Origin of the sequence: Acidibrevibacterium fodinaquatile (assembly GCF_003352165.1) — a bacterium.
Classification (GTDB): Bacteria; Pseudomonadota; Alphaproteobacteria; order Acetobacterales; family Acetobacteraceae; genus Acidibrevibacterium; species Acidibrevibacterium fodinaquatile.
The window spans coordinates 374978-400402 of the sequence record NZ_CP029176.1 but is presented as its reverse complement, the minus strand read 5'-3'; the positions used below and the strand labels follow the sequence as shown (position 1 = coordinate 400402).

Below are 25425 nucleotides of genomic sequence, written 5' to 3'. Positions count from 1 at the left end.
GGTGGATGAAGTGGCCGCGAACCGTGCTATATAAGCGTGGCGAGACAACCCTGAGCGAGCCCGCCATGACCCTCCTCGATTACGAGCGCCTGAGCGTCGCGCCGGTCGCGACCGACCCGTTCCCCCATATCGTCGTGCCGCATTTCGTGCCCGAGCCGGCGCTGCCGGCGGTGTTTGGTGATCTGCCGCGGATGACCAAGCGCGGCTCGTTCCCGATCGCCTCCCTGGCGCTTGGCCCCGCGGCCGCGGCGTTGGTCGGCGAACTCGAGGGCCCGCGGTTTCGCGCCGCCATCGCGACACGGTTCGGCCTCGACCTCGATGACGCGCCGACGATGGTGACGCTGCGCGGCCAATCCACCGAGCGCGACGGGCATATCCATTGCGATTCGACCGCGAAACGCGTCACCGTGCTGCTCTATCTCAACCCCGAAGACGAGTCCTGGGGCCAGCACGAGGGCTGCCTCCGCCTGCTCCGCAGCCGCGATCTCGAGGATTTCGCGGTCGAGGTGCCGCCGGTGAACGGCACCCTGCTCGTCTTTCCCAACAGCGCGACGGCCTGGCACGGCCATAAAACCTTCATCGGTCAGCGCTTCGTCATCCAGCTCAATTATATGACGAACGACGCCGCCGCCCGCTCCGAGCTCCGCCGCCATCGCCTCTCCGCCTTCGTCAAGCGCCTGACCGCAGCGGCGTGAGGCGCTAAACCGCGCCGGGCGCCGGCGGCGCGAGCCATGCCCGCTGAGCCATGCCCGCTGAGCCATGCCCTCTGAGCCATGCCAGGATTGAGACGCAGCCTTGCGAGCATGCCGGGGCTTGGCCCAAGGCGCGCGCCAGGCCCGCGCAAAAAGGCGTTTCTGCCCCACCCCAGCCCTTCGCTTGCCTTGCCGCCCGCTCTTTCGGCGCAGGCGAAACCTCGCTATCATTAAAACCAACAATGGGGCGATATGCCACCCGTATCGCAAGCAGGCGATCGCGGAATAGGCTGCCCCCCTGAGCGCTGGCGGGCAAACGGCTGGCGGGCAAACGGAAGGAAACGCGCTTGCAGTCGACCGATATCGGTAATCCCGACTATTTTCACAAAGTCGTCGATTGCCAATGGGCCTGTCCGGCCCACACGCAAGTCCCGGAATATATCCGGCTGATCGCCGCCGGGCGCTATGCCGATGCCTATATGGTAAACTGGAAATCCAATGTTTTCCCCGGCATTCTCGGCCGCACCTGTGACCGCCCGTGCGAGCCGGCCTGCCGCCGCGGCCGGGTGGAGGCGGATCCGGTCGCGATCTGCCGCCTCAAACGCGTCGCCGCCGATTATAAGGGCGATATCACGGAGCGCATGCCGCGGCCGCCGGCGACGCGGACGGGGAGGCGGATCGCCTGCGTCGGCGCCGGGCCGGCATCGCTCACGGTCGCGCGCGATCTCGCCGCCGCCGGCCACGATGTCACGATTTTCGATGGCGAGGCGAAGGCCGGCGGCTTCATTCGCTTCCAAATTCCCCGCTTTCGCCTGCCCGAGACGGTGATCGACGAGGAAGTGGGCTATGTTCTCGATCTCGGCGTGCGCGCGCGGCTCGGCGAACGCGTCAACAGCCTGAAAACCTTGCTCGGGGAGGGGTATGACGCGATTTTCGTCGGCTGCGGCGCGCCGCGCGGGCGCGATCTCGAGGTTCCCGGCCGCGCCGAGGCGGCGGCCAACATCCATATCGGCATCGACTGGCTGGCTTCCGTCAGCTTCGGCCATGTGAAGGCGATCGGCAAGCGCGTCATCGTGCTCGGCGGCGGCAATACGGCGATGGATTGCTGCCGCTCTGCCCGCCGCTTGGGCGGCGAGGAGGTGCGCGTCATCGTCCGCTCCGGCTTTGAGGAGATGAAGGCGTCGCCTTGGGAAAAAGAGGACGCGATGCGCGAAGACATCCCGATCCTCAATTATCTCGCGCCGAAAACGGTAGTGCATGAGCAGGGCCGGCTGGTCGGCATGACGTTTACGCGCGTGCGCGCCGAGTATGACGCAAATGGCCGCCGCCATCTCGTGCCGACCGGCGAGCCCGACGCGTTCGTTCCCGCCGATGACGTTCTGGTCGCGATCGGGCAGGAAAACGCCTTCCCCTGGATCGAGCGCGACGCCGGCATCGCCTTTGAGCGCAACGGCCTGCCGGTGCTCGATCCGGTGACGCTGCAATCGACGCTGCCGCACGTGTTTTTCGGCGGGGACGCGGCTTTTGGGCCGAAAAACATCATTTGGGCGGTCGCGCACGGGCATCAGGCGGCGATATCGATCGACCTCATGCTGCGTGGCCAGGATCCGCATGACCGGCCGCCGCCGCATGTCGCGCTGGTCAGCCAGAAAATGGGCATTCATGAATGGAGCTATGACAACGCCGTCTCCATCGATCTCCGCTACAAAGTGCCACATATCGAAAAAGGGAGGGCGCTTCGCGACATCGCGGCGGAGGTCGAACTCGGCTTCGATGCTGAGCTTGCCTTCAAGGAGGCGCAGCGCTGCCTCAACTGTGACGTGCAGACCGTCTTCTCCGCCAAACTCTGCATCGAATGCGATGCCTGCGTCGATATCTGCCCGGTCGATTGCATCACCTTCACCGCCGATGGGACGGAGGCCGAGCTGCGCACCCGCCTCAACGCGCCGGCGCATCATCTCGAGCAGGCGCTTTATGTCGCGCATGGGCTGAAAACCGGCCGCATCATGGCGAAAGACGAGGATGTCTGCCTCCATTGCGGCCTTTGTGCCGAACGCTGCCCGACCGGCGCGTGGGATATGCAGCGTTTTCTGCTCGATCTCGCGCAAGTCGGCGCGCCGCAACCCGCGCCTGCGCTGTGAGCGCCGCCATGACCGCCGCACCCCAGATCAATGATTTCATCGTCCGCTTCGCCAATATCAACGGCTCCGGCTCGGCCAGCGCCAATGCCCTGTTCGCCCGCGCGATCTTGCGCATGGGCGTGCCGGCGACGCCGCGCAATATTTTTCCCTCCAATATCCAAGGGCTGCCGACTTGGTATGAGGTGAGGGTTTCGCAATCCGGCCATCTCGGCGCGCGCGCCGGCACTGATCTCATGGTCGCGATGAACCCGCAGACTTGGGAGCGCGATCTCGCCGCGATCAAGCCGGGCGGCTATCTGTTTTATGATTCGACCCGGATCGTGCGCAAACTGCGTGACGATATCACGGTTCTCGGCATGCCGCTGACGGCGCTCTGCAACGAAACCTACGCCGAGCCGCGCGAGCGACAGATTTTCAAAAACATCATGTATGTCGGCGCGCTCGCCGCCTTGCTCGACATCGCGCCGACGGTGCTTGAGCATTTGCTTGCCGAGCAATTCAAAGCCAAGGAGAAGCTGATCGCGCCGAACGTGACGGCGATGCGGCTCGGCTATGACTATGCGCGCGCGCATTTCGCCTGCCCGATCGGCTTGCGCGTGCAGCGTGCGGAGGCGGTCGGCGAGCGTATTTTCATCGACGGCAACAGTGCCGCCGCACTCGGTGCGATTTATGGCGGCGCGACGGTTTGCGCTTGGTATCCGATCACGCCTTCGACCTCGCTCGCCGAAGCCTTCACGCGCTATACCAATCGCTTTCGCAAAGAGCCCGAAACCGGGCGCCTGCGCGCCGCGATCGTGCAGGCGGAGGACGAACTCGCGGCGATCGGCATGGTGATCGGGGCGGGCTGGAACGGCGCGCGCGCCTTCACCGCGACCTCCGGCCCCGGCATCTCGCTGATGCAGGAATTTCTCGGCCTCGCCTATTTCGCGGAGATTCCGGCAGTCGTGTTCGACGTCCAGCGCGCCGGCCCCTCGACCGGCATGCCAACCCGCACCCAGCAAGGCGACGTGATGGCCTGCGCCTATGCCTCGCATGGCGACACCAAGCATGTCCTGCTGTTTCCTGAAGACCCGCACGAATGCTTTCTGTTCGGCGCGCAGGCGTTCGATCTCGCCGATCGGCTGCAAACCCCGGTTTTCGTCATGCTCGATCTCGATATCGGCATGAATGAACGCCTCTGCGCGCCCTTCACCTGGAGCGATGCGCGGCGCATGGATCGCGGCAAGGTGATGACGGCGGCGGAGCTGGAAGCGGGCCGGGATTTCGGGCGCTATCGCGATGTCGATGGCGACGGCATCCCCTATCGCACCTTGCCCGGCACGCATCCAACCAAGGGCGCCTATTTCACCCGCGGCACCAGCCGCGACGAATATGCCCGCTATACCGAAGAGGGCGATGCCTACCAGCGCAACATGGAGCGGCTGCTCCGCAAATTCGCAACCGCCAAGGCACTCGTGCCGCGGCCGGAGCGGCGTGACGCCGCAACGCCGGCGCCATTTGGCGCGATTTATTATGGCTCGACCGCGCCTGCCATGAACGAAGCCGCGGATATGCTGGCGGCCGACGGCGTGCCCCTCGATCTTCTGCGTATCCGCGCCTTTCCCTTCCATGACGAGGTGTTCGCCTTCATCGCGCAACACGAAAAGGTTTTCGTCGTCGAGCAGAACCGCGATGCGCAGTTGCGCGCGCTGCTGATCCTCGAAGGCGAGATCGATCCCGCCCGTCTGGTGCGGGTGCTGCATTATGACGGAACGCCGATCACCGCGGAATTCATCGCCGACGCCATCGGCGGCACGATTGGCGGTGCCAGCAACGTCGTCCCCTTGCGCAAGGCGGCGCCATGATCTGGGCTGCGCTGTCTTTTCCCTCTCTCATCCCCCTCCTCGCCGCGTGCTCACGCGGGGGCATTGCATCGGACCACACCCCATGAGTTTCCTGCCGAAACCGCAACTGCATCACCCGGAACTCGCGACCAACGCGGTCGGCTATACGCGGCGCGATTATGAGGGCGCGATTTCCACGCTCTGCGCCGGCTGCGGCCATGATTCGATCAGCGCCGCGATCATCCGCGCCTGTTTCGAGCTGTCGCTGCCGCCGCACCGTATCGCGAAACTCTCTGGCATCGGGTGTTCGTCGAAAACACCAACCTATTTCCTTGGCGCGGCGCACGGCTTCAATTCCGTGCATGGCCGCATGCCGAGCGTTGCGACCGGCGCCTATCTCGCCAATCGCGATCTGATCTATCTCGGCGTCTCGGGCGATGGTGATTCGGCCTCGATCGGCCTCGGGCAATTCGCGCACGGGCTGCGGCGCGGCATCAACATGACCTATATCGTCGAGAATAACGGCGTCTATGGCTTGACGAAGGGGCAATTCTCGGCGACCTCCGACCGCGGTTCGACGAGCAAAAAAGGTGTCACCAACGCCGATTCAGCAGTCGATCTGGTGGCTTTGGCGTTGCAGCTCGGGGCAACCTTCGTCGCCCGCAGCTTCTCCGGCGACAAGGAACAGCTCGTGCCGCTGATCAAGGCGGCGCTCCAGCATCCTGGCGCCGCCTTCATCGATTGTCTCTCGCCCTGCGTTCAGTTCAACAACCACCCGGGCAGCACCAAGAGCTTCGACTATGTGCGCGAACATAACGAGGCGGTGAACCGGCTCGATTACATCACCGCCCGCGCCGCCATCACCGCCGAGTACGCGCCGGGCGCGGTCGAGGAAGTGGTGCAGCATGATGGCGGCGTGTTGCGCCTGCGCAAGCTCGCCGCCGATTACAATCCGCATGACCGCACCAGCGCGCTCGCCTATCTGCAGGAGCGGACCGTGGCCGGCGAGATCGTCACCGGCCTGCTTTATGTCACCCCTGAGCCCGAGGATCTCCACCGCCATCTCAATACGGTGGCAACGCCGCTCAACGCTTTGGACGATGCTGCCCTCTGCCCGGGCGCGGCGGCCTTGGCCGGCGTGAATGCCGCCTTGCGGTATTGAGCCTTGGTGATCCCTGCGCGCCGCCGCGATCATCCTTGGCCGCGACAGCGCATCGAGCGGCGCCTAGCCCCGGCGTTTGCCATGGATCGGCTGATTGGCTGATTGGCCGATCGGCTGATTGGCTGGGGGACCTGGATTCGAACCAAGGCTGCCCGGGTCAGAGCCGGGAGTTCTACCGCTAAACTATCCCCCAAAGCCGGCCTTTTGGCGAGTGCGCGGGGGCTCCTTACCATAGAGCGCGCAGGAGCGGCAAGCCGCTCGGATGCGGCGGTCGATCATGGATCGCTGATTTTCCGCTTGGCGTGAGCGCCGGTTCGGGGGAAAGTCGCCGCTGAGGGGTATCGCGGATGAGACCTGGCGGATGAGGTATCGCGGATGAGCGGGACAGGCGGGCTTTCGCCGCTCGATCGGCCGAATTCCTATATCGGCCGCGCCGTGCCGCGGCCGGATGCGGCGCGGCTCGCGCGCGGCGGCGGGCGTTTCGTCTCCGATCTCGTCGTCCCGCGCATGCTGCATGTCGTTTTTTTGCGCTCACCCCACGCCCATGCCCGCATCCGCGCGATCGACACCGCGCCGGCGCGCGCGCTGGCGGGCGTTGCCGCGGTGTTCACCGGCGCCGATCTCGCAGCGCATGTCCGCCCCTGGGTCGGCGTGCTCAGCCATCTCAAAGGGCTGAAATCGCCGCCGCAATACCCGCTCGCGATCGAGCGCGCCTGCTGGCAGGGCGAGGCCGTCGCCGCCATCGTCGCCGAAAGCCGCGCGCTCGCCGAAGACGCGGCCGAGCTGGTCGTCGTCGATTATGAGCCGCTGCCGGCGCTGACCGATCCCGAAGCCGCGCTCGCCCCCGGCGCCATGGTGCTGCACCCCGAACTCGGCGACAATCTCGCCTTCGAACGCCTGCTCGAGGTCGGCGCCGTCGATGACGCGTTGGCCAGCGCCGACCAGGTGATCACCGAGACCCTGACCTTCGGCCGCCATACCGGCGTGACGCTCGAGCCGCGCGCGGTGCTCGCCGAATGGGATCCGGCGGCCGAGCGGCTCACGGTGCATCAGGGCACGCAAGCGCCGCACATGCTGCAAAACATCTATGCGACCCAGCTCGGCCTTGCCGAAGCGCAAGTGCGCATCCTCTGCCATGATGTCGGCGGCTCGTTCGGCATCAAGGTCCATGCCTATCCCGACGAGATGGCGACCGTCACCCTCGCGCGCCTCCTCGCCCGGCCGGTGAAGTTCGTTGCCGACCGGCTGGAGAGTTTCGCCTCTGACATTCACGCCCGCGACCATCGCGTCACCGCCCGCCTCGGCGTCATGCGCGATGGCCGCATCACCGCCTTTGCGATTGACGATCTCACCGGCATCGGCCCCTATTCCGTCTATCCCCGCACCAGCGCCGTCGAAGCCAATCAGGTCGTCAATCTCGTCGGCGCCCCCTATGATTTCGCCCATTACCGGGCGCGCGCCCGGGTGGTGTTTCAGACCAAGACGCCGATGAGCCAATATCGCGCCGTCGGCCACCCGATCGCAACCACGGTGACGGAATCGCTGATCGACCGCGCCGCCGCCGCCCTCGGGCTCGATCCGCTGGCGATGCGGCGGCGCAATCTCATCGCCGATGACGCCTATCCCTGCACCTCGGCGGCCGGGCTGCGCTTTGAAGCGCTGTCGCATCACGCCGCCCATGAGAAGATCGCGGCGATGATGGATTATCCGTCCCTGCGCCGCGAGCAAGCGCGGCTGCGCGAGCGCGGCATTCTGCGCGGCATCGGGATTGCGAGCTTCGTTGAAATCACCAATCCCGGCGCGGCGTTTTATGGCGTCGGCGGCGCGCGGATTTCCTCCCAGGATGGCGCCGTCGTCCGGCTCGATGCCAGCGGCAACGTCACCCTCCAAAGCAGCGTCACCGAGCAGGGCCAGGGAAGTGCGACGATGATCGCGCAGATCGCGGCGAGCGCGCTCGGGGTGACGATGGCGCGGGTGCGCGTCGTCCTCGGCGATACCGATATGACGCCTTATGGCGGCGGCACCTGGGCGTCACGCGGGGCGGGCATCGCCGGCGAAGCCGCTTGGCGCGCCGCCGCCGCTTTGCGCGCGCAGATCCTCACCATCGCCGGCGCCATCCTGCAAGCCAAGCCCGACGCTCTCGACATTCGCGACAACGCCATCGTCGATCGCGAGACGGGCAATCGGCGGCTCGATCTCGCCGAACTCGCGCGCATCGTCTATTTCCGCCCCGACACCCTGCCCGAAGGCCTCCAGCCGGAGCTGATCGCGACCCGCCATTACGTGCCGCGCGAATATCCCTTCGCCTTCACCAATGGCGTCCAAGGCTCTTATCTCGAACTCGATCGCGAAACCGGCACGGTCACGCTGCTCCGCCATTTCGTGGTCGAAGATTGCGGCCGGGTGATCAATCCCCGCCTCGTCGATGAACAGATCCGCGGCGGCGTGGTGCAGGGGCTCGGCGCCGCCTTGTTCGAACACTGCCGCTATGACGCCGAGGGGCAGCTGCAAAACGCCAACCTCGCCGATTATCTGGTGCCGATGGCGGCCGAAATGCCGGATATCGACATTACCCATCTCTGCTCGCCCACCGCCGAGTCGACCATTGGCGCCAAAGGCGCGGGCGAAGCCGGCACCGCTGGCGCGGCGGCGGCGGTCTTGAACGCGGTGAATGACGCGCTCTCGCCGCTCGGGGCGCGGGTTGCGGCGCTGCCGATCACGCCCGAGAGCGTGCTGGCGGCGATCGAAAGCGGCGCTGCGGCCTGACGGGGCACGCCCGCTTTGTCGCGGCGCCGGTCAGGACGACGATTTCTGCGTCTGGCTTTTTTGCGCTTGCGTCTTCGCCTTGGTTTTACCGGCCGGCGCGGCCGGGCAGAGGGTGAGCGAAATCGGCTGCACGATCGCTTGCCCGGCGGCGAAATCGGGGAGTGCGGCGCCGTCACGCAGCGCCATCACCTGGGCGAAGGCGTTGAGATTCTGATCACAGAACTGCGTGCCCTGCTTTAACCCCTGTTCGGAGAGGGTATTGGCGAGCAGCGTCGTGTAATCGTCATGCCGCTTGCGCGCGGCGCGGCCATAGGCGCGGGCGAAATAGGCGTCGAGGATTTTGTCCTGCTGATCGAGGGTCAGGCGATAGCGGGTGACGAAATCGTTGTATTTCTCGTGCGCGTTGCAGGTCAGCGCGGTGATCATCAGGCGGCTTTTCAAGGCCGCGACATCGAACGCGCTTTTGTCCGCCGGCCGCGCACACGGCTCGGCCGCGGCGGCGAACGCGGGCGCGAGCCAAAGCGCGGCCAGCCAAGCCGCCACCAGCCGACGCGCCAGGTTTCGCTTTCCGTTCGTCATCGAACCCTATCTCCTCCAAGAAAACGCAAGGCACGCGGGCACGGCGTCAATGGGGGGGCGCGAAGCCGAGAAAGCCCGCCCCCGGGTCGGGCGTGCCGGTGAAGGCAATTCCGGTCGCGATGGCGCCGGCCGGCGCCGCGTGCCCGCCACGCGGCGCCGCGTCCGGCAGCCGCGTCAGCGCCGCCATTTTGGACTCCGAACGGCTCAGCACCGAAATATCCGCAACCCCATTCTGCGCGTTGTCATCGCCGCTGGCGGCGCCACGCATCGAGAGCAAGGTGAACGCGATCGCATGCCAGCCGAGATCGACGGCAAGCTCGAGCGGCGTCTCGCCGAGCACGTCATGCGCGTTCAGTTGCGCCCCGCGCGACAGCGCATCGCGCACGCCCGCGAGATCGCCGCGCTCGATCGCGTCAAACAGCGCGTCATTGGGGGACATTTCCGCCGCCGGCTTGCTCGCCGGCGCGACCTGATCGGTGGTCGAAACCGCGCCCGGCAAGGCGGGCGCGAGCGCCGGCGCTTCCTTGTCGCTGGCGTTGGAGCCGGCCGGCCCGGCGCCCCCCGGCGCGCCCCCCGGCGCGCCGCCCGCGCCGCCGACAGGGGTTGCCACCTGCGCGAACGCGCCATTCGCCACCAAGCCCGTCGCGAGCAGCGCCGCCAACGCCAGCGCCGGCGCGATCGCACCGGCGCGCCATCGCGAGCGATGATCGGCAAAAACGCGCATTGAACCCTCTCGCTCCTTCAGTTCAGCCACCAAAATCCGGCATTGAGATAGGCAGCATAGAGCACCCAGCCCGCATAAGGCAGCATCAACGTGGTGGCAAGCCGATCGATACGCGAAAAAGCGACGATGGTGATGGCGATCATGACGATCAGCGCCGCCATCACCGCAAGGCCGGCGAGCGGGCTTTCGAGCCCGAAAAACGCCGGCGTCCAGAGCGCATTGCACAGCAATTGCCAGCCCCAGAGGCTGAGCGCCCGCGCCCGCCGGGGTGTCACGACGCGCGGCTCGCGCCAGACCCGCCAGCCGGCAACGCCGATCAGCACATAGAGCACCGACCAGACCACCGGGAAAGCCCGGTTGGGCGGCGTCCCGGGCGGACGGGTGAGCGAGGGATACCAATCATGCACCGAAATCTCGGTGATCGCGCCGGACGCGCCGCCAACGAGCAGCGCGAGCCCCACGAACCCGATCAGCGCGAGCAGCGCCGGCCAAGGCGGGGACGCGCCCGGTGATGTGCCGCGTTCAGGGGAATCGATGTTTTGGAAGACACACCCCTCCCTGCTGTCGATGGTGGCTCGCGCCGCTCATCGGCCTTCTTGCCGCCAGGCGATGAGCATGAGCGCGAGAATGATCGCCAATGCGGCGACGTTCGGCAAGAGCGGCAACGCCGCGATGCCGGTCACGATGTGATCGTGATTGCGGCGCAAGCCAATCCAATGCGCGCCGGCGCCGCGGGCATCGGGTTCGGTGCGGCGGAGCGCCGGCGCGCCGTCGGGGTCGAGCCAATGGATGCTGCCGCCGCTCGCCGCAACCAGCGGCGCGAGCTTGGTCGCGGTGGCGCGGAGATCGGCCATTTCCAGCGGGTCGCCGCCGGCCGCGGCGGCGAAAGCGGTGCGCCCGTCCGCATCCGCCCGCCACACGCCGGGCACGCTTGCCGGTAGTGTCGCCGTCGCCCGTCCCGGCGCGGTCTCGCTCAGCGCGACCGTGCTCTTTCGCCCCTCGGGGTCGGTCACCGTCACCGCGCCCGGCGGATGGGCCGCGAGGCTGCGGCTTTCGATCGAAAGGCGCCCGTCCTCGATGCGCGCCGAAAGGGCGTTTTCCTCGAGCTCGGGCTCCTTCATCAGCCAATGCGCGACCCGCCGCAACAATTCCGCTTGCGGCCCGCCGCCCTGATGGCCGCGCGACCAGAGCCAGATCTGATCGGAAAGCAACAGCGCGACCCGCCCCTTGCCGACATGATCGAGCAGCAAGAGCGGCTGGCCGTCCGGCGTCTGCATCACCACTTGGCCATGCCCCTCGCCGACCGCGATATGGCGATACCACGACCCCCAGGCCGGCGCCGCCCCCTCATGCCAGCCGGGAAGAGCGGCGGTCACCGGATGGCGTTCGCCGAGCGCCGTCACCTGCGGGCGGAACGCGCCGTTGACCACCGCATCCTCCCCCTCCGCCGGCTCGGCCGGCAGAATATCGGCGAGCGGGGTTGCGCTCAGGCTGCCGGGGCCGGCGAATTCCGGCCCGACGCTCATCAACAGCGCCCCACCCCGGCGGACATAGTCGGCGATATTCTGGAGATAGATCATCGGGAGAATGCCGCGGCTCTGGAAGCGGTCGAGAATAATCAGATCAAACTGGTTGATCTTGACTTGGAACAATTCGCGCACCGGAAAGGCGATCAGGGCCAGCTCGTTGAGCGGCGTCAGATCGTCCTTCTCGGGCGGGCGGAGGATGGTGAAATGAACGAGATCGACCGCCGGATCGGCTTTCAGGAGACGCCGCCAGGTGCGCTCGCCGGGATGCGGCTCGCCAGAGACCAGAAGAACCCGCAGGCGATCACGCACGCCGTTGATGGTGACGACGGCGCGGGCATTGAGCGCCGTCACCGCCCCAGGGAGGGGCGCCGCTTGGAGATCGATCACCGAGGGGCCGGCCCGCGTGATCGGGATTTCGATGTCATAGGGGTGGCCGATCGGCGCTTGCAGGACGCGCGGCGGCTCGCCATCGCGCCGCAACGTCAGCGCCGTCTCGCGCGCCGGGCGGGCGACGCCAAGATCGTCGATCTCGACCCGCAGAGTGACCGAGCGGCCGACGATGCCATAGCCCGGCGCCTCGAGGACGCGGAGGCTACGATCGGTCTCCTCGCCCTTGGCCGGGATCAGCACCTGCAGCGGCGCGCCCCCCCAATCGGGCTTGGCGGGAATGTCATGGACCTCGCCATCGGTGATCGCGATGATGCCAGCGCGGCGGCTTTCGGGAATATCGGCGAGCGCCCGCCGCGCTGCGGCGAAAAGCTGCGTGCCGTCATGGCCGGTATCGGGGACGATGACGCTGCGAAGCTCGAGATCGGGGAATTTTGCCGCGTCTTCGACGAGCCGCGCCCGCGCCGCGTCCGCAAGTGCGGCGCGCTCGCCGATCGCCATCGAGGCGCTGTGATCGATCACCAGCAAACCGATATCGCTCAAGCCTTGCCGCGTCTCCTGCACCAGGCGCGGCCCGGCGAGCCAGAGCAGCAGAACGAGAAACGCGGCCAGCCGCCACCAAACCCCCCGCGCCCGCCGCCACAGCGCCGGCGCCAGCACAATAAGCGCCGCGAGCGCCAAGAGGCCGAGCAGCCAGAGCGGCACCAGCGGCGCGAAGCGAAGGGCGGCGATCGTATTGGCCGCGCTCATTGCCCAAGCCGCTCCAGAAGTGCCGGCACATGCACCTGATCGCCCTTGTAATTGCCGGTCAGGGCATACATCACGAGATTGACCCCGAAACGGTAGGCGAGCAGGCGCTGGCGCTCGCCGCCGGGGATGACGGCGTAGGGGTGGTGGCCGTCGGCATCGGTCGCCCAGGCCGCCGCCCAGTCATTGGCGCCGATGATCACCGGGCTCACGCTGTCATTGCTGCGGTCCTGATCGCGCTGCACCCAGACCGTCGCGCCGTCATAACGCCCGGGAAAATCGCGGAGCAGATAAAAGGTCCGCGCCAGCACGTGATCGACGGTGAGCGGTGCGAGCGGCGGAATACTGAGCGCGGCGCCGAGCCGGCGCAGCATCGCCGCCCCCCCGGGATTGAACGCGGCCCCGGCATCGGCGTCGCGGGTGTCGATCAGGATGATGCCGCCATGGCTCATATAGTCATTGAGCGCCGCGACCTCGCCGGCGGCCGGCGGCGCCGTGGTGATCGGCCAATAGAGCAGCGGATAGAAGCTCAGATCGTCGCTCCCCGGCGTCACCGCGGTCGGTGCTGCGAGGCTGGCGGCGGTGTGCTCGTTGACGTAATCGGAAAGCCCGGCAAGGCCGCTCCGTGACACTCGGTCGACATCCTCATCGCCGGTCACGACATAGGCGAGCCGCGTTTGCAGCGCCGGATTGTCGCTCGCCGGCATCTCCGCGCGCCCTGCGATCGGCACGGCGAGGAGAAGGGCGAGCGCGGCCCAGCGGGCGCGTAAAACCCCGCGCAGGAACAGCGAAAGCAGCAGATCGAGCACGAAGAGGGCGAGCGCCGCCGCCAGCAGGTCGGGGCCGAAGGCGCGCGTGCGGCCAAGCGCGCCATAATCTGCGACCCGCGCGCCGGCGATCGCGCCGGCGGCGGCGAGCGGTGGCAGGCCATCGGCGAGATTGCGCGCAACCCTCGCGTTTTCCGGCCCAAAGAGCCCGGGCGGGAAGGCGGGCGAGGGCGGCGTCGTCAGAAACGCGGCGACGGCGAGCGGGCGCGCGCTAGAGCCCGGCGGGCCGAGCACGCCGAACCCGTCGAGCGTCTCGGCCGGGGCGAGTGGCGCGGCATCGCGCGGCGCCGCGATCCCGGCGGAAAGCCCGACGATCCGGCGCAGCATCTCGATGAAAAGGCCAGAAAGCGGCAGATCGGACCAATCGGCATTGGCGGTGACATGAAACAGCACGACCCGCCCCGCCCCGCGCGCCGCAGCGGTCACCAGCGGGGTGCCGTCGCTGAGCGCGGCCCAAGTCTGGCCGGCGAGCGCCGCCGTCGGCTCGGCGAGCACCTGGCGGGTGACCGTCACCTCATCGGGCACCGAAAGACCGGCGAAGGGCGAGGTGGGCGGAAACGGCGCGAGATGCGCGGGCTGCCCCCAGGACATCGCGCCGCCGATCGCGCGATCGCCGGTGATCAGCCGCACCGGCAGGAAGCTGTCGGGGTGTTCGGCGAGCCGCGGCCCGGCGAAGCGGACCAAAACGCCGCCGCCATCGACGAAACGGGCGACCGCGGCGGCCTCATCGGCATCGGCGATCGGCCGGTCGGCGAGGATGAGGACCGAGAGCGGCCGGGCCAGCAGATCGGCGAGATTGCCCTCGCGAATCTCGGCATAGGGGGAGAGCGCGCGCCGGAGATAGTAGAGATCGCCGATCAGCGGCACCTCGGCGCTGATCGCGTCGGCCGCGGCAAGCCCGACCGGGCGGCGGCGCCAGCGCTCGTCGAGCAAAACCACGCCACCCGCCGAGGCCGGCCCCGCCAGCACCAGCCGGGCGAGCTGATTGCGGATCTCCGGCGGCAGGCGAAACGCCGCCTCGCCGCCCGCAGCCCCAGGCCCGAGCGTGATCGCGGTTTGCGCCAGGGCGCGGCCATCGCCGGTTTCGGCAAGCACAATGGCGGGTGGGCTCGGCCCGGCAACCGGCAACTGCGCGAGCCGCACCGCGAGCGCTTCGCCGGCGACCCGCGGCGCCAGCAAAAGCCGGGGCGGCATCGGCGCCCCTTGCAAGACCAGAACCGGGCCGATCGCGGCGAGGGCGGCGGCGAAGGCGCGGTCATCGGGCGCCGCGAGACCATCCGGGAGATAGACGATGCCGGCATTCGGCCAAGGCTTTGCCGCGAGCGCCGCCGCCGCCGCCGCGCGCGCCGGCGGCCAGGGTTCGGGGACGATCGCGGCCAGGCGCGCCCGCGCGTCGGCGACCGGCATCGGCGGTGTCGGGCGCGGCGGCGTGCCATCGGGGAGCGGCGCCGTCGCCAGCAAAGCGACCGGTCGCCCGGCGCGTTCGGCGCGGTCGAGAACCCCCTCGGCAGCGTCCCGGCGCGCCCCCCACGTCGCGGCGGCGGCCCAGGAATTGTCGATCACGAGGAGCAACGGCCCGCTGCCCGGCAAGGCGCCGCCGCCGCCGCTGATCGGCCCGGCAAGGCCGAGAATGATGAGGCCGGCGGCGAGCAGGCGCAGGGCGAGCAGCCAGAGCGGCGTGCGCGCGGCGCTTTCCTCGGCGGGTTTGAGGCCGAGGAGCAAGCGCAAGGCCGGAAAACTCTGCCGCCGCGGCGCCGGCGGCGTGACGCGGAGCAGCCACCACAGCACCGGCAGCAGGGCGAGCGCGGCAAGCAGCCAAGGCGTCTCGAAGCTCATGCCGCGAGCGCCATATAAAGCGCGAGCAACGCCGTCTCCGGCGGCCGGTCGGTGAGGTGGCTCGCAAAGCCGAAGCCGGCCTTGCGGGCGCTTTCGGCGACCGCCGCGGTTTGCGCCGCAAGCCGCGCCTGATAGGCCGCCCGCACCCCTTCGACGCGGGGAATGACCATCTCGCCTTCGCCTTCGAGGCCGAGAAACCGCACCCGCCCGTCATAGGGAAGATCGCGCTCGGCGGGGTCGAGGATGTGCAGCAACACGCCGCGCGCCGAAAGCGCCGCAAAGCGGCCGAGCAGGGCACTGATCTCCGTGATCGGGCTCAAAAAATCGCTGATCAGCACGACCGTGGCAAAGCGCGGCAGCGCGCCCGCTTGCGGCAGGCCGGCGCCTTCCGGCGCGCGCGCCAGCGCCTCGGCGAGGCCGGCGAGGGCTGCCGTGCCGGCGGAAAACGGGGTTGCGGTATCGATCAGCCGCACCCGCTCGCCGCCACGCAGCAAAAGCGCCGCCAGCGCCAGCAGCAAAAGCTCGGCCCGCGCCGCTTTCTCGACCGGCGCCAAGGCCGAGCGCCAGCGCATCGAGGGCGAGGCATCGCGCCAGAGAAAGCAGGTCTGCGCCGCCTCCCATTCGGTTTCGCGGACGAACGTGCGATGCGATTTCGCCGATTGCCGCCAATCGATACGCGCGGTCGCATCGCCGGTGGCGAAAGGCCGAAACTGCCAGAAACTATCGCCCTCGCCGACCCGCCGGCGGCCATGGAGGCCCGCGGCAACCGTCGCCGCCACCCGCTCGGCGGCGAGCAGCAAGGGCGGCAGCCGCGCTGCGAGCGCTTCCGCCCGGCGCGCCGCCGCCCTCATCCCAGGCGTTCCACCAGCCGCGCGATCACCCCGGCGAGCGTCACCCCGTCGGCGCGGGCGGCGAAGGTGAGCGCCATGCGATGGCGCAGCACCGGCGCCGCGAGCGCCACGACATCATCGAGGCTGGGTGCGATCCGGCCGTCGAGCAGAGCGCGGGCGCGCACCGCGAGCATCAGCGCTTGCGCCGCGCGCGGCCCCGGCCCCCAGGCGATCTGGCTTGCGAGATCGGCGAGCGCTGCGCTTTCGGGGCGCGCGCCGCGCACCAGGGCGAGGATCGCGCTGACCACGCTTTCGCCGACCGGCAAGCGCCGCACCAGGCGTTGCGCGGCCCGCAGCGCCTCGCCATCGATCACCGGGCGGAGCGCAAGTTCGCGATCGGAGGTGGTTGCGAGCAGCATGGCGCGTTCATCGGCGAGATCGGGATAGCCGATATCGATTTCCATCAGGAAGCGATCGAGCTGCGCCTCGGGCAGCGGATAGGTGCCTTCCTGCTCGATCGGGTTCTGGGTCGCGAGAACGTGAAACGGCCGCGGCAGGGGATGTTCGGTGCCGCCGATCGCAACCTTCCCCTCTTGCATCGCCTGCAGGAGGGCGGACTGGGTGCGGGGGCTCGCGCGGTTGATCTCATCGGCCATCAAAAGCTGGCAGAACACCGGCCCCGGCAGAAAGCGAAAGCGCCGCCGCCCGTCCGCGCCCTCGTCGAGCACTTCGCTGCCGAGAATATCGGCCGGCATCAGATCGGGCGTGAACTGCACCCGGCGCGCGGTAAGGCCCAGCACCGTCCCGAGTGTTTCGACCAGCAGCGTCTTGCCGAGCCCCGGCACGCCGACGAGCAGAACATGCCCGCCGGCGAGCAAGGTGATCAGGGTCTGCTCGATAACCGCCTGCTGGCCGAAAATCGCCTGGCCGATCTCGGCGCGGAGTGCTGCGAGACGCGGCGCCAGCCCCTCGATCTCAGCCAGCGCCAAGGTGCTTTCGCTATCGCCCGCCATCACCGCAGCCCCATCCTTGGTTGTCCCGTTTTCGTCCGCCGCTCGCCTTCGCAATCTTCGCCCGCAAAGAGCCGCCGGCGAGCGGGCTCGGCGCGAAGGCCCAAGATGCAACGTAAGGCACGCGAAATCTCTATGCGCGCTCTTTCCTCGCCCCGGCAAGCGTTCCTATATGTGGGGCACGGGTTACGCAGGGCGAGCCCCCGAGGGGTCGCGAACGCTTGAGGCGCGTTGGCGGCGGGGCGGAGAACCGGCGAAAGGGGTGGAGCATGAATGATATCGGAGCCATCGGAATGAAGAAGGCGGCGCTCTCGCGCCCCAAGCGGATGCCGGTGGAGTGTGGCGACATGCCCTTTCTCATCCGCCGCGATGGCACTTGGCTCTATTGCCGCAGCCCGATTGGGCGCAAAGAGCTGGTCTGTCTCTTCGCCTCGGTTCTAAAACGCGAAGCCGATGGCAGTTTCTGGCTGGAGACGCCGGGCGAGCGCGGCCGCATCGAGGTGGAGGACGCGCCTTTCGTCGCCGTCGAGGTCGATTGGCGCGGCCATGGTCGCGATCAAGTGCTTTCCTTCAGAACCAATATCGACCAAATTGTCACCGCCGGGCCCGATCACCCGATCCGGATCGCCCACGACCCGATCACCTGCGCGCCAACGCCCTATATCAAGCTTCGTGATGGCGCCGGGCGCTTCCCGATCGAAGCCCGCATCGCCCGCCCGGTCTATTACGAACTCGCAGCGCTGGCCGAACCGCATGACGTGAACGGTGAGCGACGGCTCGGCGTCTGGAGCTGCGGGCGGTTTTTCCCCCTCGGTGACTCTTGCGCCGACGACGATCTCTAACGACGCCGCGCGAGCGATGACCGAGCAGGAATTGCGCGCCCGCCTCGCCGCGCTCGGCCGCTGCGGCGCACTGCGCGGCGGGCCAGCGCGCGAACCCCCACCCTGGGAAGGCGCGCAGATTGCCGCCGCCGTCTTGGTGCCGCTGGTGCTTGGGTCAGAGCCCGCCGTGCTGCTGACCAAACGCACCGCGACCCTTGCCCGCCATGCCGGCCAGGTGAGCTTCCCCGGCGGCCGCATCGACCCCACCGATGCCTCGCCCGAGGCCGCGGCGCTGCGCGAGGCGGAGGAAGAAATCGCCCTCGATCCCGCTGAGGTCGAGCTTGCCGGGCGGCTTTGCGATCATGTCACCGGCACCGGCTTTCGCATCACCCCGGTGCTCGGCCTGATCCCGCCCGCGATGGCGCTCCGCCCGGCGCCGGCGGAGGTCGAGGCGATTTTCACGCTGCCGCTCGCAACCGTGCTCGATCCCGCCGCGCCAACCCGCGAGCGCGCCCCCTTTCGCGGCATGATGCGCGAGTTCTGGGTCTATCCGCACCCCGAGCATGTCATCTGGGGGGCGACGGCGGCGATCCTGGTGCAGCTCGCCGAAGCCCTGCGCAGCCTTCCCGGTCTGTGATAGCCTCTCGCCTATGACCCTCCCGGCTTGCCACCTTCCGCCGCCGGCTTTCCTCGCCGAGCCCGCCTTGGCGCGGGTGTTCGCGGCCCTCCCCTCGGCGCGGGTGGTGGGCGGCGCGGTGCGCGATGCCGTGCTCGGGATCGCCGTCAGCGATATCGATCTCGCGACGCCACTGCCGCCGGACGAGGTGATGGCGGCGCTGCGCCGGGCGGGGCTGCACGCCATCCCGACCGGGCTCGCCCACGGCACGGTGACGACGCTCGCCGGCCCCCGCGCCGTCGAGATCACGACGCTCCGGCGCGACCTCGAAACCGATGGCCGCCATGCCCGCGTTGCCTTCACCGATGCCTGGGAGGAGGATGCGCAGCGGCGCGATTTCACCATCAACGCCCTCTCGATGACGCCGGACGGCGCGGTTTACGATTATTGCGGCGGCCTTGACGATCTCGCCGCCGGGCGGGTGCGGTTCGTCGGCGATCCGGCGCGCCGCCTCGCCGAGGATTATCTCCGCCTCCTCCGGTTTTTTCGGTTTCAGGCGCGTTATGGCCGCACCCCGCCGGATGCGGCGACGAAAGCAAGCCTGCAGGCTGCCATCCCCGGCCTTGCCGGGCTGTCGCCGGAGAGAGTCTGGAGCGAAATAAAACGCCTGCTCGCCGCCCCCGATCCGGCGCCGACCCTGCGGCTGATGGCCGAACTCGGCGTGCTCGCCGCCGTGCTGCCCGAAGGCGCCGATGCCGGGGCGAGGTTGCCGGCGTGCCCCGATCCGCTGCTCCGCCTTGCCGCCATTCTGCGCGGCGATCCAGAAGCGCTCGCCGATCGCCTCCATCTCTCCCGCGCCGAGCGCGCCCGCCTTGCCGCCCTCCGCGCGCCGCCGCCCGATCCCCGCTTTCTCGCGCAAGCGCTCGCCGAAACCCCGGCCGACATCCTCGCCGGCCGCGCCCTGATCGCCGGCGATGAGGCGCTCGCCGCGCGGATCGGCGCGACCCCAGCGCCGGTTTTCCCGCTCGCCGGGCGTGATGTCCTCGCGCTCGGGGTGCCGCCAGGGCCCGAAATCGGCCGCCTGCTCGCGCAAGCCCGGGCGCGGTGGCTGCAAGCCGGCTGCCCCGACGCCGCGGCGTGCCGCGCCATCCTCGCCGACCTCGTCAAGGAGACCACCGCGTCATGACCGGCACGCTCCCTCTGCTGCGCCGGCTCTGGCGCGAACAGATCCGCGGCCAATGGCGCCGGGTCGGCCTCGTCATCGTCGCAACCCTCCTGATGTCGGGCGCGACCGCGCTTTATCCGGTGGTGATCGAGCACGCGTTTTCGCTGTTTGCCGCGAAAGATGCGCGGATTCTCTATCAGGTGCCGGCGCTCGTGCTCGCGATCACCACGATCAAGGCGCTTGCGCAGTATTTTCAGAATGTCGCGGTCCAGAACGTGGTGCTGCAGACCATTCGCGGCCTGCAAGGGGACATGTTCCGCCATCTCGTGCGCGCCGATCTCGCGCGCTTGGAGCGCGAGGCGCCGGCGCAGCTCGCCGCGCGTTTCACGACCGACGCGACGGTGATCCGCGAGGCGATGACGCGGGCGGTGAACGGTATCGCCGATGTGCTGACGGTGGTCGGGCTGATCGGCTCGATGCTTTATCTCGACTGGATGCTGAGCCTGATCGCGGCGGCGCTTTATCCGCTGGCGGCGCTGCCGATCGACCGGGTCGGGCGGCGAGTGCGCCGGGCCTCGGGCGGCATGCAGGAACGCATGGGCGAGACCGCGGCGCTGTTGCATGAAAGCTTCGCACAGGCGCGCACCGTCCGCGCCTATCGCCTCGAAGAGGCCGAGACGGCGCGCGCCGAGGGCGCGTTCGCGCGGCTTTACCGGGCGCTTTACGGCATGGCGCGGGCGCGGGCGCGGATCGACCCGGTGCTCGAGGTGCTGGGCGGCGTCGCGGTTGCGGCGGTGATCGGCTTCGCCGGCTGGCGGGCGGCGATGGGGGGGGCGAGCGTCGGCAATTTCACCGGCTTCGTCGCCGCCCTCCTCATCGCCTCGCGCCCGCTGCGCGCCCTCGGGACGATGAATGCGGCGCTGCAGGAGGGGCTCGCCGGCCTCGTCCGCATCTTCGCGGTGATCGACGAGCCGGCGTCGGTGGTCGACCCGCCGGGCGCGCCGCCGCTGCCCACGGGCCACGGGCGGGTGGTGTTCGATGCCGTCTGGTTCTCCTATCCCGATGGCCGCGCCGGGCTCCGCGGGCTCTCGTTTGCCGCCGAACCGGGGCAGACGGTGGCGCTGGTGGGGCCGTCGGGGGCGGGCAAATCGACCGCGCTCGCGCTCATCCCGCGGCTGATGGATGCAAGCGCCGGGCGGGTTCTGGTCGATGGCGCCGATGTGCGGGCGGTGACACTCGCCTCGCTGCGCGATGCCATCGCCTATGTCGGCCAGGACGCGCTGTTGTTCGATGATACCATCGCCGCCAATATCCGCATGGGACGGCCGGGGGCGAGCGATGCCGCGGTGCGGGCGGCGGCGCTGGCGGCGGCGGGGGAGTTCATCACCACCCTGCCCGAGGGGTTTGAAACCCGCGTCGGCCCCGGCGGGCAGCGGCTTTCCGGCGGCCAGCGCCAGCGCGTGGCACTGGCGAGAGCCATTCTCCGCGACCCGCGCATCCTGCTGCTCGACGAGGCGACCAGCGCGCTCGACGCCGAAAGCGAAGCCGCGGTGCAAGCCGCCCTGGCCCGGCTGCGCGCCGGCCGCACCACCATCGTCGTCGCCCATCGGCTCTCGACGGTGCGGGATGCCGATCTCGTCGTGGTGCTGGAGGCCGGCCGCACCGCCGAGCAGGGCGGGCATCGCGCCCTCCTCGCCGAGGACGGGCTTTACGCCCGGCTGGTGCGCACGCAGGCATTTGTGGAATAGGATCACAGAATGATGATAATCGGGGCGCCGGATGCATGGAGCGCCTTGCTGACCGAACGGTTCGGTTTTATTGGCGTGGCGAGACCGCTCTCATCCCGCGCCGCAAGGAGCTGACGCATGGCGGACTATCAGGATACCGAGGAGCCGGCACCGGCCGATATCACGCGCAACGCACCGCTCCGCGCGCCTTCGCGGCGGCGGCTGCCCTGGAAACGCGGGCTGTTCGCGCTGATCGCGCTCGGCGTCGTCGCCGCCGCCGGTTATTATTGGTATCTCACGCGCGACGAGGTGAGCACCGATGATGCCTATACCGACGGCCGCGCCATCACCATCGCGCCGCAAGTCTCGGGCAACGTGATCACCCTCGCGGTCGATGACAATCAGTTCGTCCATCGCGGCGATCTTCTGGTCGCGATCGATCCGCGCCCGTTCCGCGCCGCCCGCGACCAGGCGCGCGGCCAGCTCGAACTCGCGCGCGCCCAGCGCGACAATGCCCGCATCAGCCTCGACATCGCCAAAACCACCTATCCCGCGCGCCTGGCCTCGGCGCAGGCGGCGGTGGCCTCGGCGCAAGCGGCGGCGGTGAAGGCGCAATCCGATCTCCGCCGTCAGCGCGCCTTGCCGCCGGCGGCGACCACGCGCGAACTGCTCGACGCCGCCATCGCCGCCGACGACCAGGCCGAGGCCGCCGTGCGGCAAGCGCAAGCGCAGCTCGCCGAGGCCAATCTCGTCGCCCAGAACATCGCGGCGGCGGAAACCCAGGTGAAGCAGCTCGATGCCCAGGTGGAGGCGGCGCAGGCGGCGCTCGATCAGGCCGAGATCAATCTCGGCTTCACCAACGTTACCGCGCCGCAGGATGGCTGGATCACCAAGCGCAATGTCGAGCTTGGCAATTTCGTCCAGCCCGGCCAGCAGATTCTCGCGATCGTCTCGCCGCAAGTCTGGATCACCGCCAATTTCAAGGAAACCCAGCTCGATCGCATGCGCCCGGGGCAGAAGGTCATGATCCGGGTCGATGCCTATCCCGCGCTTTCCCTCACCGGCCATGTCGACAGCATCCAGAAGGGATCGGGCAGCAAATTCACCGCCTTCCCGCCGGAAAACGCCACCGGCAATTTCGTCAAGATCGTCCAGCGGGTGCCGGTAAAAATCGATATCGACAGCGGGCTTGACCCGCAACTGCCCCTCCCGCTCGGGATCTCGGTCGAGCCCACGGTGAGCGTGCGCTAGAGCGCGATCGGTTTAAGTCGATCACGCTCCACCCCTATTTTGGCGAGCAAGTTGGCCGGTTTTGATGGAACAGGATGGTTCAATCAAAACCTCCCTCGCTCTAGAGCATCGCCTGGGAGTTCAGCCGCAAGCGGCAGCTCGGGCTGGGGCTATGAAGCATCTTGAACAATACGGCATTTTGCCGTATATGATGAAGGCAAAGGAGATCCTTATGCCCAAGCCGCAAGTCGAAGCTGAGACCGCGCGGTTGGAAGCGCGGATTCCGGTCCAAGTCTATGACCAGATGCAGCGCGCCGCCCGTCTGCGCGGCCTGACCCTGACCGGCTACCTCATCGCTACCGCCGGCGAGGACGCAAGGCGCGTCGTCGAGGATGCCGAGATCATGCGTCTTGCGCGCGAGGACCAAATCCGCTTCGCCGAAGCGCTGATCAATCCGCCCCAACCGAACGAGCGGCTGGCCCGTGCCGCGAAGCGTCATGCCGAGCTGATCGAACGCCGGTGAGCGTCCGCTTCGCCATCGAGCCGCTGGCGAAGGCACACAAGCGGGCGGATTTCACCTGCGGCAATGACCGGGTCGACAGCTACTTCCGCGAGACCGTCTCGCAGGACGTGAAGCGCAAATACGCCACCTGTTTCGTCGCCAGGGAGATCGCGACGGATCGAGTGGCCGGCTTCTATACCCTGTCGTCCAGCAATGTGCCCTTGAACGAGGTTCCCGAGCCGCTGGCAACGAGGCTGCCGCGCTACCCGACCGTTCCCGCCGTGCTGATCGGCTGGCTTGGGCGGCATAGCGATTATGCCGGACAAGGGCTCGGGGAAGCCCTGCTGTTCGACGCCATCAAGACCGTGGCGACAGCGCCGATCGGCGCCCACGCCATCTTCGCCGACGCGATCGACGACCAAGCGGCAGCCTTCTATGCCGCCTTCGGTTTCACGCCTTTGGACCGGCGGCCACGCACCCTCTATCTGCCGATCAGAACGGCGTTGAACCTGATATCGCCATGACGATCGCCTGTGCGCCCTAGCCCAGCGCGTCAAGGTCGCGGACAAGGAAATCCGCATCATGGGATCGAAGTCCGAACTGCTACGCACCCTGGTCGCCGCTTCGGGCGGAAAGCCGGGCGTCGCCGGTGTTCAGAGTTCTGTTCTGAAATGGCGCACCCGACAGGATTCGAACCTGTGACCTCTGCCTTCGGAGCAATTTAACCTGCCCTTCGACGCTTTACGATGGGTTTCGCTCCGATGCGCTATGTTACTGTAATCACTAAACAAATTGAAATTTTGAATCGCCCGGCGTACTCTCGGAGACGCTCCGACTTGCGTCCAGCTGCTTACGTGGTGCTTACGCGAGAATGGGGGTTTGGACGGGAGAATTCCCATGGCTAAGCTCACGAAGCGGCTCGTCGACGCTGCCGAGCCCCGCGAGAAAGACTACGTCATCTGGGATGACGAGCTACCAGGTTTCGGCCTGCGCGTCTTTGCTTCTGGCAAGCGTAGCTACGTCCTTCAATACCGGGCATTGGGCCGCTCGCGCCGCTACACGATCGGCTTGCATGGCGTCTGGACCGCCGAAGCGGCGAGGCAGGAGGCGAAGGTGCAATTGGGTCGCGTTGCCCAGGGGGACAATCCCGCTGAAGAACGCCAGCTTGATCATAACGCCATCACGGTCAAAGAGCTTTGCACCCTCTATCTCAATGACCTCAACGCAGGTCTTATCCTCGGGAAAGGCGGGCGCCCTAAAAAGCCGACGACAATTGTCACGGACACCGGGCGCATCGAGCGGCACATCATTCCGCTCCTGGGGACGCGCCGCGTGAAGGATCTGACCAAGGCCGACATCAACAAGGTCTTGAAGGACATCATGGCCGGCAAGACCCGAGTTTCGGTTAAAACGAAGAAGCTGCGCGGCAAGGCCATTGTCCGCGGTGGGGCCGGAACGGCCACGCGAACGGTCGGACTCCTCGGCGGCATTCTAACCTATGCGGTAGAGGCCGGGATCATCACGTCCAATCCGGCCCACGGTCTCCGCAAGCCAAAGGACAACGTGCGAAAGCGACGACTGTCCGAAGCGGAGTATCGAACGCTAGGCGAGATGCTGCGCAAAGCCGCCGAGGAGGAGAGGTACGCGATGACGGTGGATATCATTCGCCAAATCGCCCTGACTGGCTGCCGTCGCAGCGAAATGATCAGCCTGAAGTGGACCGAGGCGGACACCGAAGCGAGCTGTCTGCGGCTCGAAGATAGCAAGGAAGGCGAATCCATCCGCCCGATCGGGTTGCCGGTTGTCGAGTATCTGGAGCAACGACGCACCGACGAGGCGGGCACATATGTCTTCCCCGGCCGTGGCGAGGACAACGCGTTCGGGAGCTTCCCCAACCACTGGGAGCAACTCTTCAAGGACTCTCCGCTTTCCGATGTGACGCCACACGTCCTCCGCCACAGCTTCGCGAGCATCGCCAACGACCTCGGCTTCACCGAGGTGACGATTGCCGCCTTGGTCGGTCACTCAAAGGGCTCTGTTACCAGCAAATACATCCATGCGCTCGACACCGCCCTGATCATGGCGGCGGATACAATCGCCGGGTACATAGATGGCCTCATGAACGGGAAGGAATTTAAGCAAACCGCATACGCCCTGGATCGCGACTCCCGTAAAGCTGCTCTTGCGCGCTTCCTTTGCAAGGCGGAGGGAACGGAGAGCGACGGTGCCGGCGAGGAGCGTCTTGCTGCATAGCGTCGACTACCCCGCACTTGATGCCGGACAAGCGAACCGCGTAGATCGTCACATGTCT

General features: G+C 67.9%; 20 protein-coding genes and 1 tRNA gene. 13 read left to right on the top strand and 8 right to left on the bottom strand.

Translation table 11 applies throughout. From position 1 onward, the window contains the following. Window positions 1–65 precede the first annotated feature (65 nt). The 4 genes from DEF76_RS01870 to DEF76_RS01855 all read left to right on the top strand — a co-directional run bounded on the left by DEF76_RS01870 (window position 66) and on the right by DEF76_RS01855 (window position 5818). Window positions 66–695, top strand: coding sequence for a 2OG-Fe(II) oxygenase family protein (locus tag DEF76_RS01870; protein WP_114913598.1), 630 nt, complete (start codon window positions 66–68; stop codon window positions 693–695). 344 nt (window positions 696–1039) lie between these two features. After that, entirely contained in the window at window positions 1040–2833 is a 1794-nt protein-coding gene (locus tag DEF76_RS01865) for an FAD-dependent oxidoreductase (RefSeq protein WP_114910871.1), read from the top strand. Between the two features lie 8 nt (window positions 2834–2841). Then, window positions 2842–4677, top strand: coding sequence for a 2-oxoacid:acceptor oxidoreductase subunit alpha (locus DEF76_RS01860; RefSeq protein ID WP_114913597.1), 1836 nt, complete (start codon window positions 2842–2844; stop codon window positions 4675–4677). A gap of 82 nt (window positions 4678–4759) precedes the next feature. Beyond that, window positions 4760–5818 carry a 2-oxoacid:ferredoxin oxidoreductase subunit beta gene (locus DEF76_RS01855; protein WP_114910870.1) on the top strand — a complete coding sequence of 353 codons (1059 nt, stop codon included), beginning with the start codon at window positions 4760–4762 and terminating at the stop codon, window positions 5816–5818. A gap of 119 nt (window positions 5819–5937) precedes the next feature. Here DEF76_RS01855 and DEF76_RS01850 read toward each other — a convergent pair. Then, a tRNA-Gln gene (locus DEF76_RS01850) sits at window positions 5938–6011 on the bottom strand. A gap of 182 nt (window positions 6012–6193) precedes the next feature. On the opposite strand from DEF76_RS01850, the gene DEF76_RS01845 reads away from it, so the two are divergent. Next, window positions 6194–8584: a xanthine dehydrogenase family protein molybdopterin-binding subunit gene (locus tag DEF76_RS01845; protein WP_114910869.1), complete on the top strand. Its 2391-nt coding sequence runs from the start codon at window positions 6194–6196 to the stop codon at window positions 8582–8584. Window positions 8585–8614: 30 nt separating this feature from the next. Here the strand turns inward: DEF76_RS01845 and DEF76_RS01840 are convergent, their stop codons facing one another. The 7 genes from DEF76_RS01840 to DEF76_RS01810 all read right to left on the bottom strand — a co-directional run bounded on the left by DEF76_RS01840 (window position 8615) and on the right by DEF76_RS01810 (window position 17056). Next, window positions 8615–9163, bottom strand: coding sequence for a hypothetical protein (locus DEF76_RS01840; protein ID WP_114910868.1), 549 nt, complete (start codon window positions 9161–9163; stop codon window positions 8615–8617). A 46-nt stretch (window positions 9164–9209) separates the two neighbouring features. Next, window positions 9210–9887 carry an ankyrin repeat domain-containing protein gene (locus tag DEF76_RS01835; RefSeq protein WP_114910867.1) on the bottom strand — a complete coding sequence of 226 codons (678 nt, stop codon included), beginning with the start codon at window positions 9885–9887 and terminating at the stop codon, window positions 9210–9212. 17 nt (window positions 9888–9904) lie between these two features. Further along, complete coding sequence (locus tag DEF76_RS01830; RefSeq protein WP_240319079.1) at window positions 9905–10348, bottom strand: TspO/MBR family protein; 444 nt, start codon at window positions 10346–10348, stop codon at window positions 9905–9907. Between the two features lie 123 nt (window positions 10349–10471). Continuing rightward, entirely contained in the window at window positions 10472–12553 is a 2082-nt protein-coding gene (locus DEF76_RS01825) for a hypothetical protein (RefSeq protein WP_114910865.1), read from the bottom strand. Next, window positions 12550–15213 (bottom strand): DUF4159 domain-containing protein, encoded by a 2664-nt coding sequence (locus tag DEF76_RS01820; RefSeq protein ID WP_114910864.1) that lies wholly within the window; start codon window positions 15211–15213, stop codon window positions 12550–12552. The genes DEF76_RS01825 and DEF76_RS01820 overlap by 4 nt, the downstream gene beginning before the upstream one ends. Then, the gene (locus tag DEF76_RS01815; RefSeq protein WP_114910863.1) at window positions 15210–16064 is read right to left on the bottom strand and encodes a DUF58 domain-containing protein; all 855 of its coding nucleotides are present in this window, start codon (window positions 16062–16064) and stop codon (window positions 15210–15212) included. Before DEF76_RS01815 ends, DEF76_RS01820 begins: the two co-directional genes overlap by 4 nt. Next, window positions 16061–17056: an AAA family ATPase gene (locus tag DEF76_RS01810; RefSeq protein ID WP_114910862.1), complete on the bottom strand. Its 996-nt coding sequence runs from the start codon at window positions 17054–17056 to the stop codon at window positions 16061–16063. The genes DEF76_RS01815 and DEF76_RS01810 overlap by 4 nt, the downstream gene beginning before the upstream one ends. 266 nt (window positions 17057–17322) lie before the next feature. Between DEF76_RS01810 and DEF76_RS01805 the strand changes: the two genes are divergently transcribed. The 8 genes from DEF76_RS01805 to DEF76_RS01765 all read left to right on the top strand — a co-directional run bounded on the left by DEF76_RS01805 (window position 17323) and on the right by DEF76_RS01765 (window position 25367). Beyond that, window positions 17323–17895: a DUF1285 domain-containing protein gene (locus DEF76_RS01805; RefSeq protein ID WP_205216073.1), complete on the top strand. Its 573-nt coding sequence runs from the start codon at window positions 17323–17325 to the stop codon at window positions 17893–17895. Further along, window positions 17867–18511, top strand: a complete 645-nt coding sequence (locus tag DEF76_RS01800) for a CoA pyrophosphatase (RefSeq protein ID WP_240319078.1) — start codon at window positions 17867–17869, stop codon at window positions 18509–18511. The genes DEF76_RS01805 and DEF76_RS01800 overlap by 29 nt, the downstream gene beginning before the upstream one ends. Window positions 18512–18524: 13 nt before the next feature. After that, complete coding sequence (locus DEF76_RS01795) at window positions 18525–19676, top strand: CCA tRNA nucleotidyltransferase (protein ID WP_114910860.1); 1152 nt, start codon at window positions 18525–18527, stop codon at window positions 19674–19676. Continuing rightward, window positions 19673–21403 carry an ABC transporter ATP-binding protein gene (locus tag DEF76_RS01790; RefSeq protein WP_114910859.1) on the top strand — a complete coding sequence of 577 codons (1731 nt, stop codon included), beginning with the start codon at window positions 19673–19675 and terminating at the stop codon, window positions 21401–21403. Before DEF76_RS01795 ends, DEF76_RS01790 begins: the two co-directional genes overlap by 4 nt. A gap of 117 nt (window positions 21404–21520) precedes the next feature. Continuing rightward, entirely contained in the window at window positions 21521–22633 is a 1113-nt protein-coding gene (locus DEF76_RS01785; protein WP_114910858.1) for an HlyD family secretion protein, read from the top strand. A gap of 211 nt (window positions 22634–22844) precedes the next feature. Continuing rightward, window positions 22845–23135: a type II toxin-antitoxin system TacA family antitoxin gene (locus DEF76_RS01780; protein WP_114913595.1), complete on the top strand. Its 291-nt coding sequence runs from the start codon at window positions 22845–22847 to the stop codon at window positions 23133–23135. Beyond that, entirely contained in the window at window positions 23132–23638 is a 507-nt protein-coding gene (locus DEF76_RS01775) for a GNAT family N-acetyltransferase (RefSeq protein ID WP_114910857.1), read from the top strand. Before DEF76_RS01780 ends, DEF76_RS01775 begins: the two co-directional genes overlap by 4 nt. A 373-nt stretch (window positions 23639–24011) precedes the next feature. Beyond that, on the top strand, window positions 24012–25367 hold the full coding sequence (locus DEF76_RS01765) for a tyrosine-type recombinase/integrase (protein WP_114910856.1): 1356 nt from the start codon (window positions 24012–24014) through the stop codon (window positions 25365–25367). Window positions 25368–25425 lie beyond the last annotated feature (58 nt).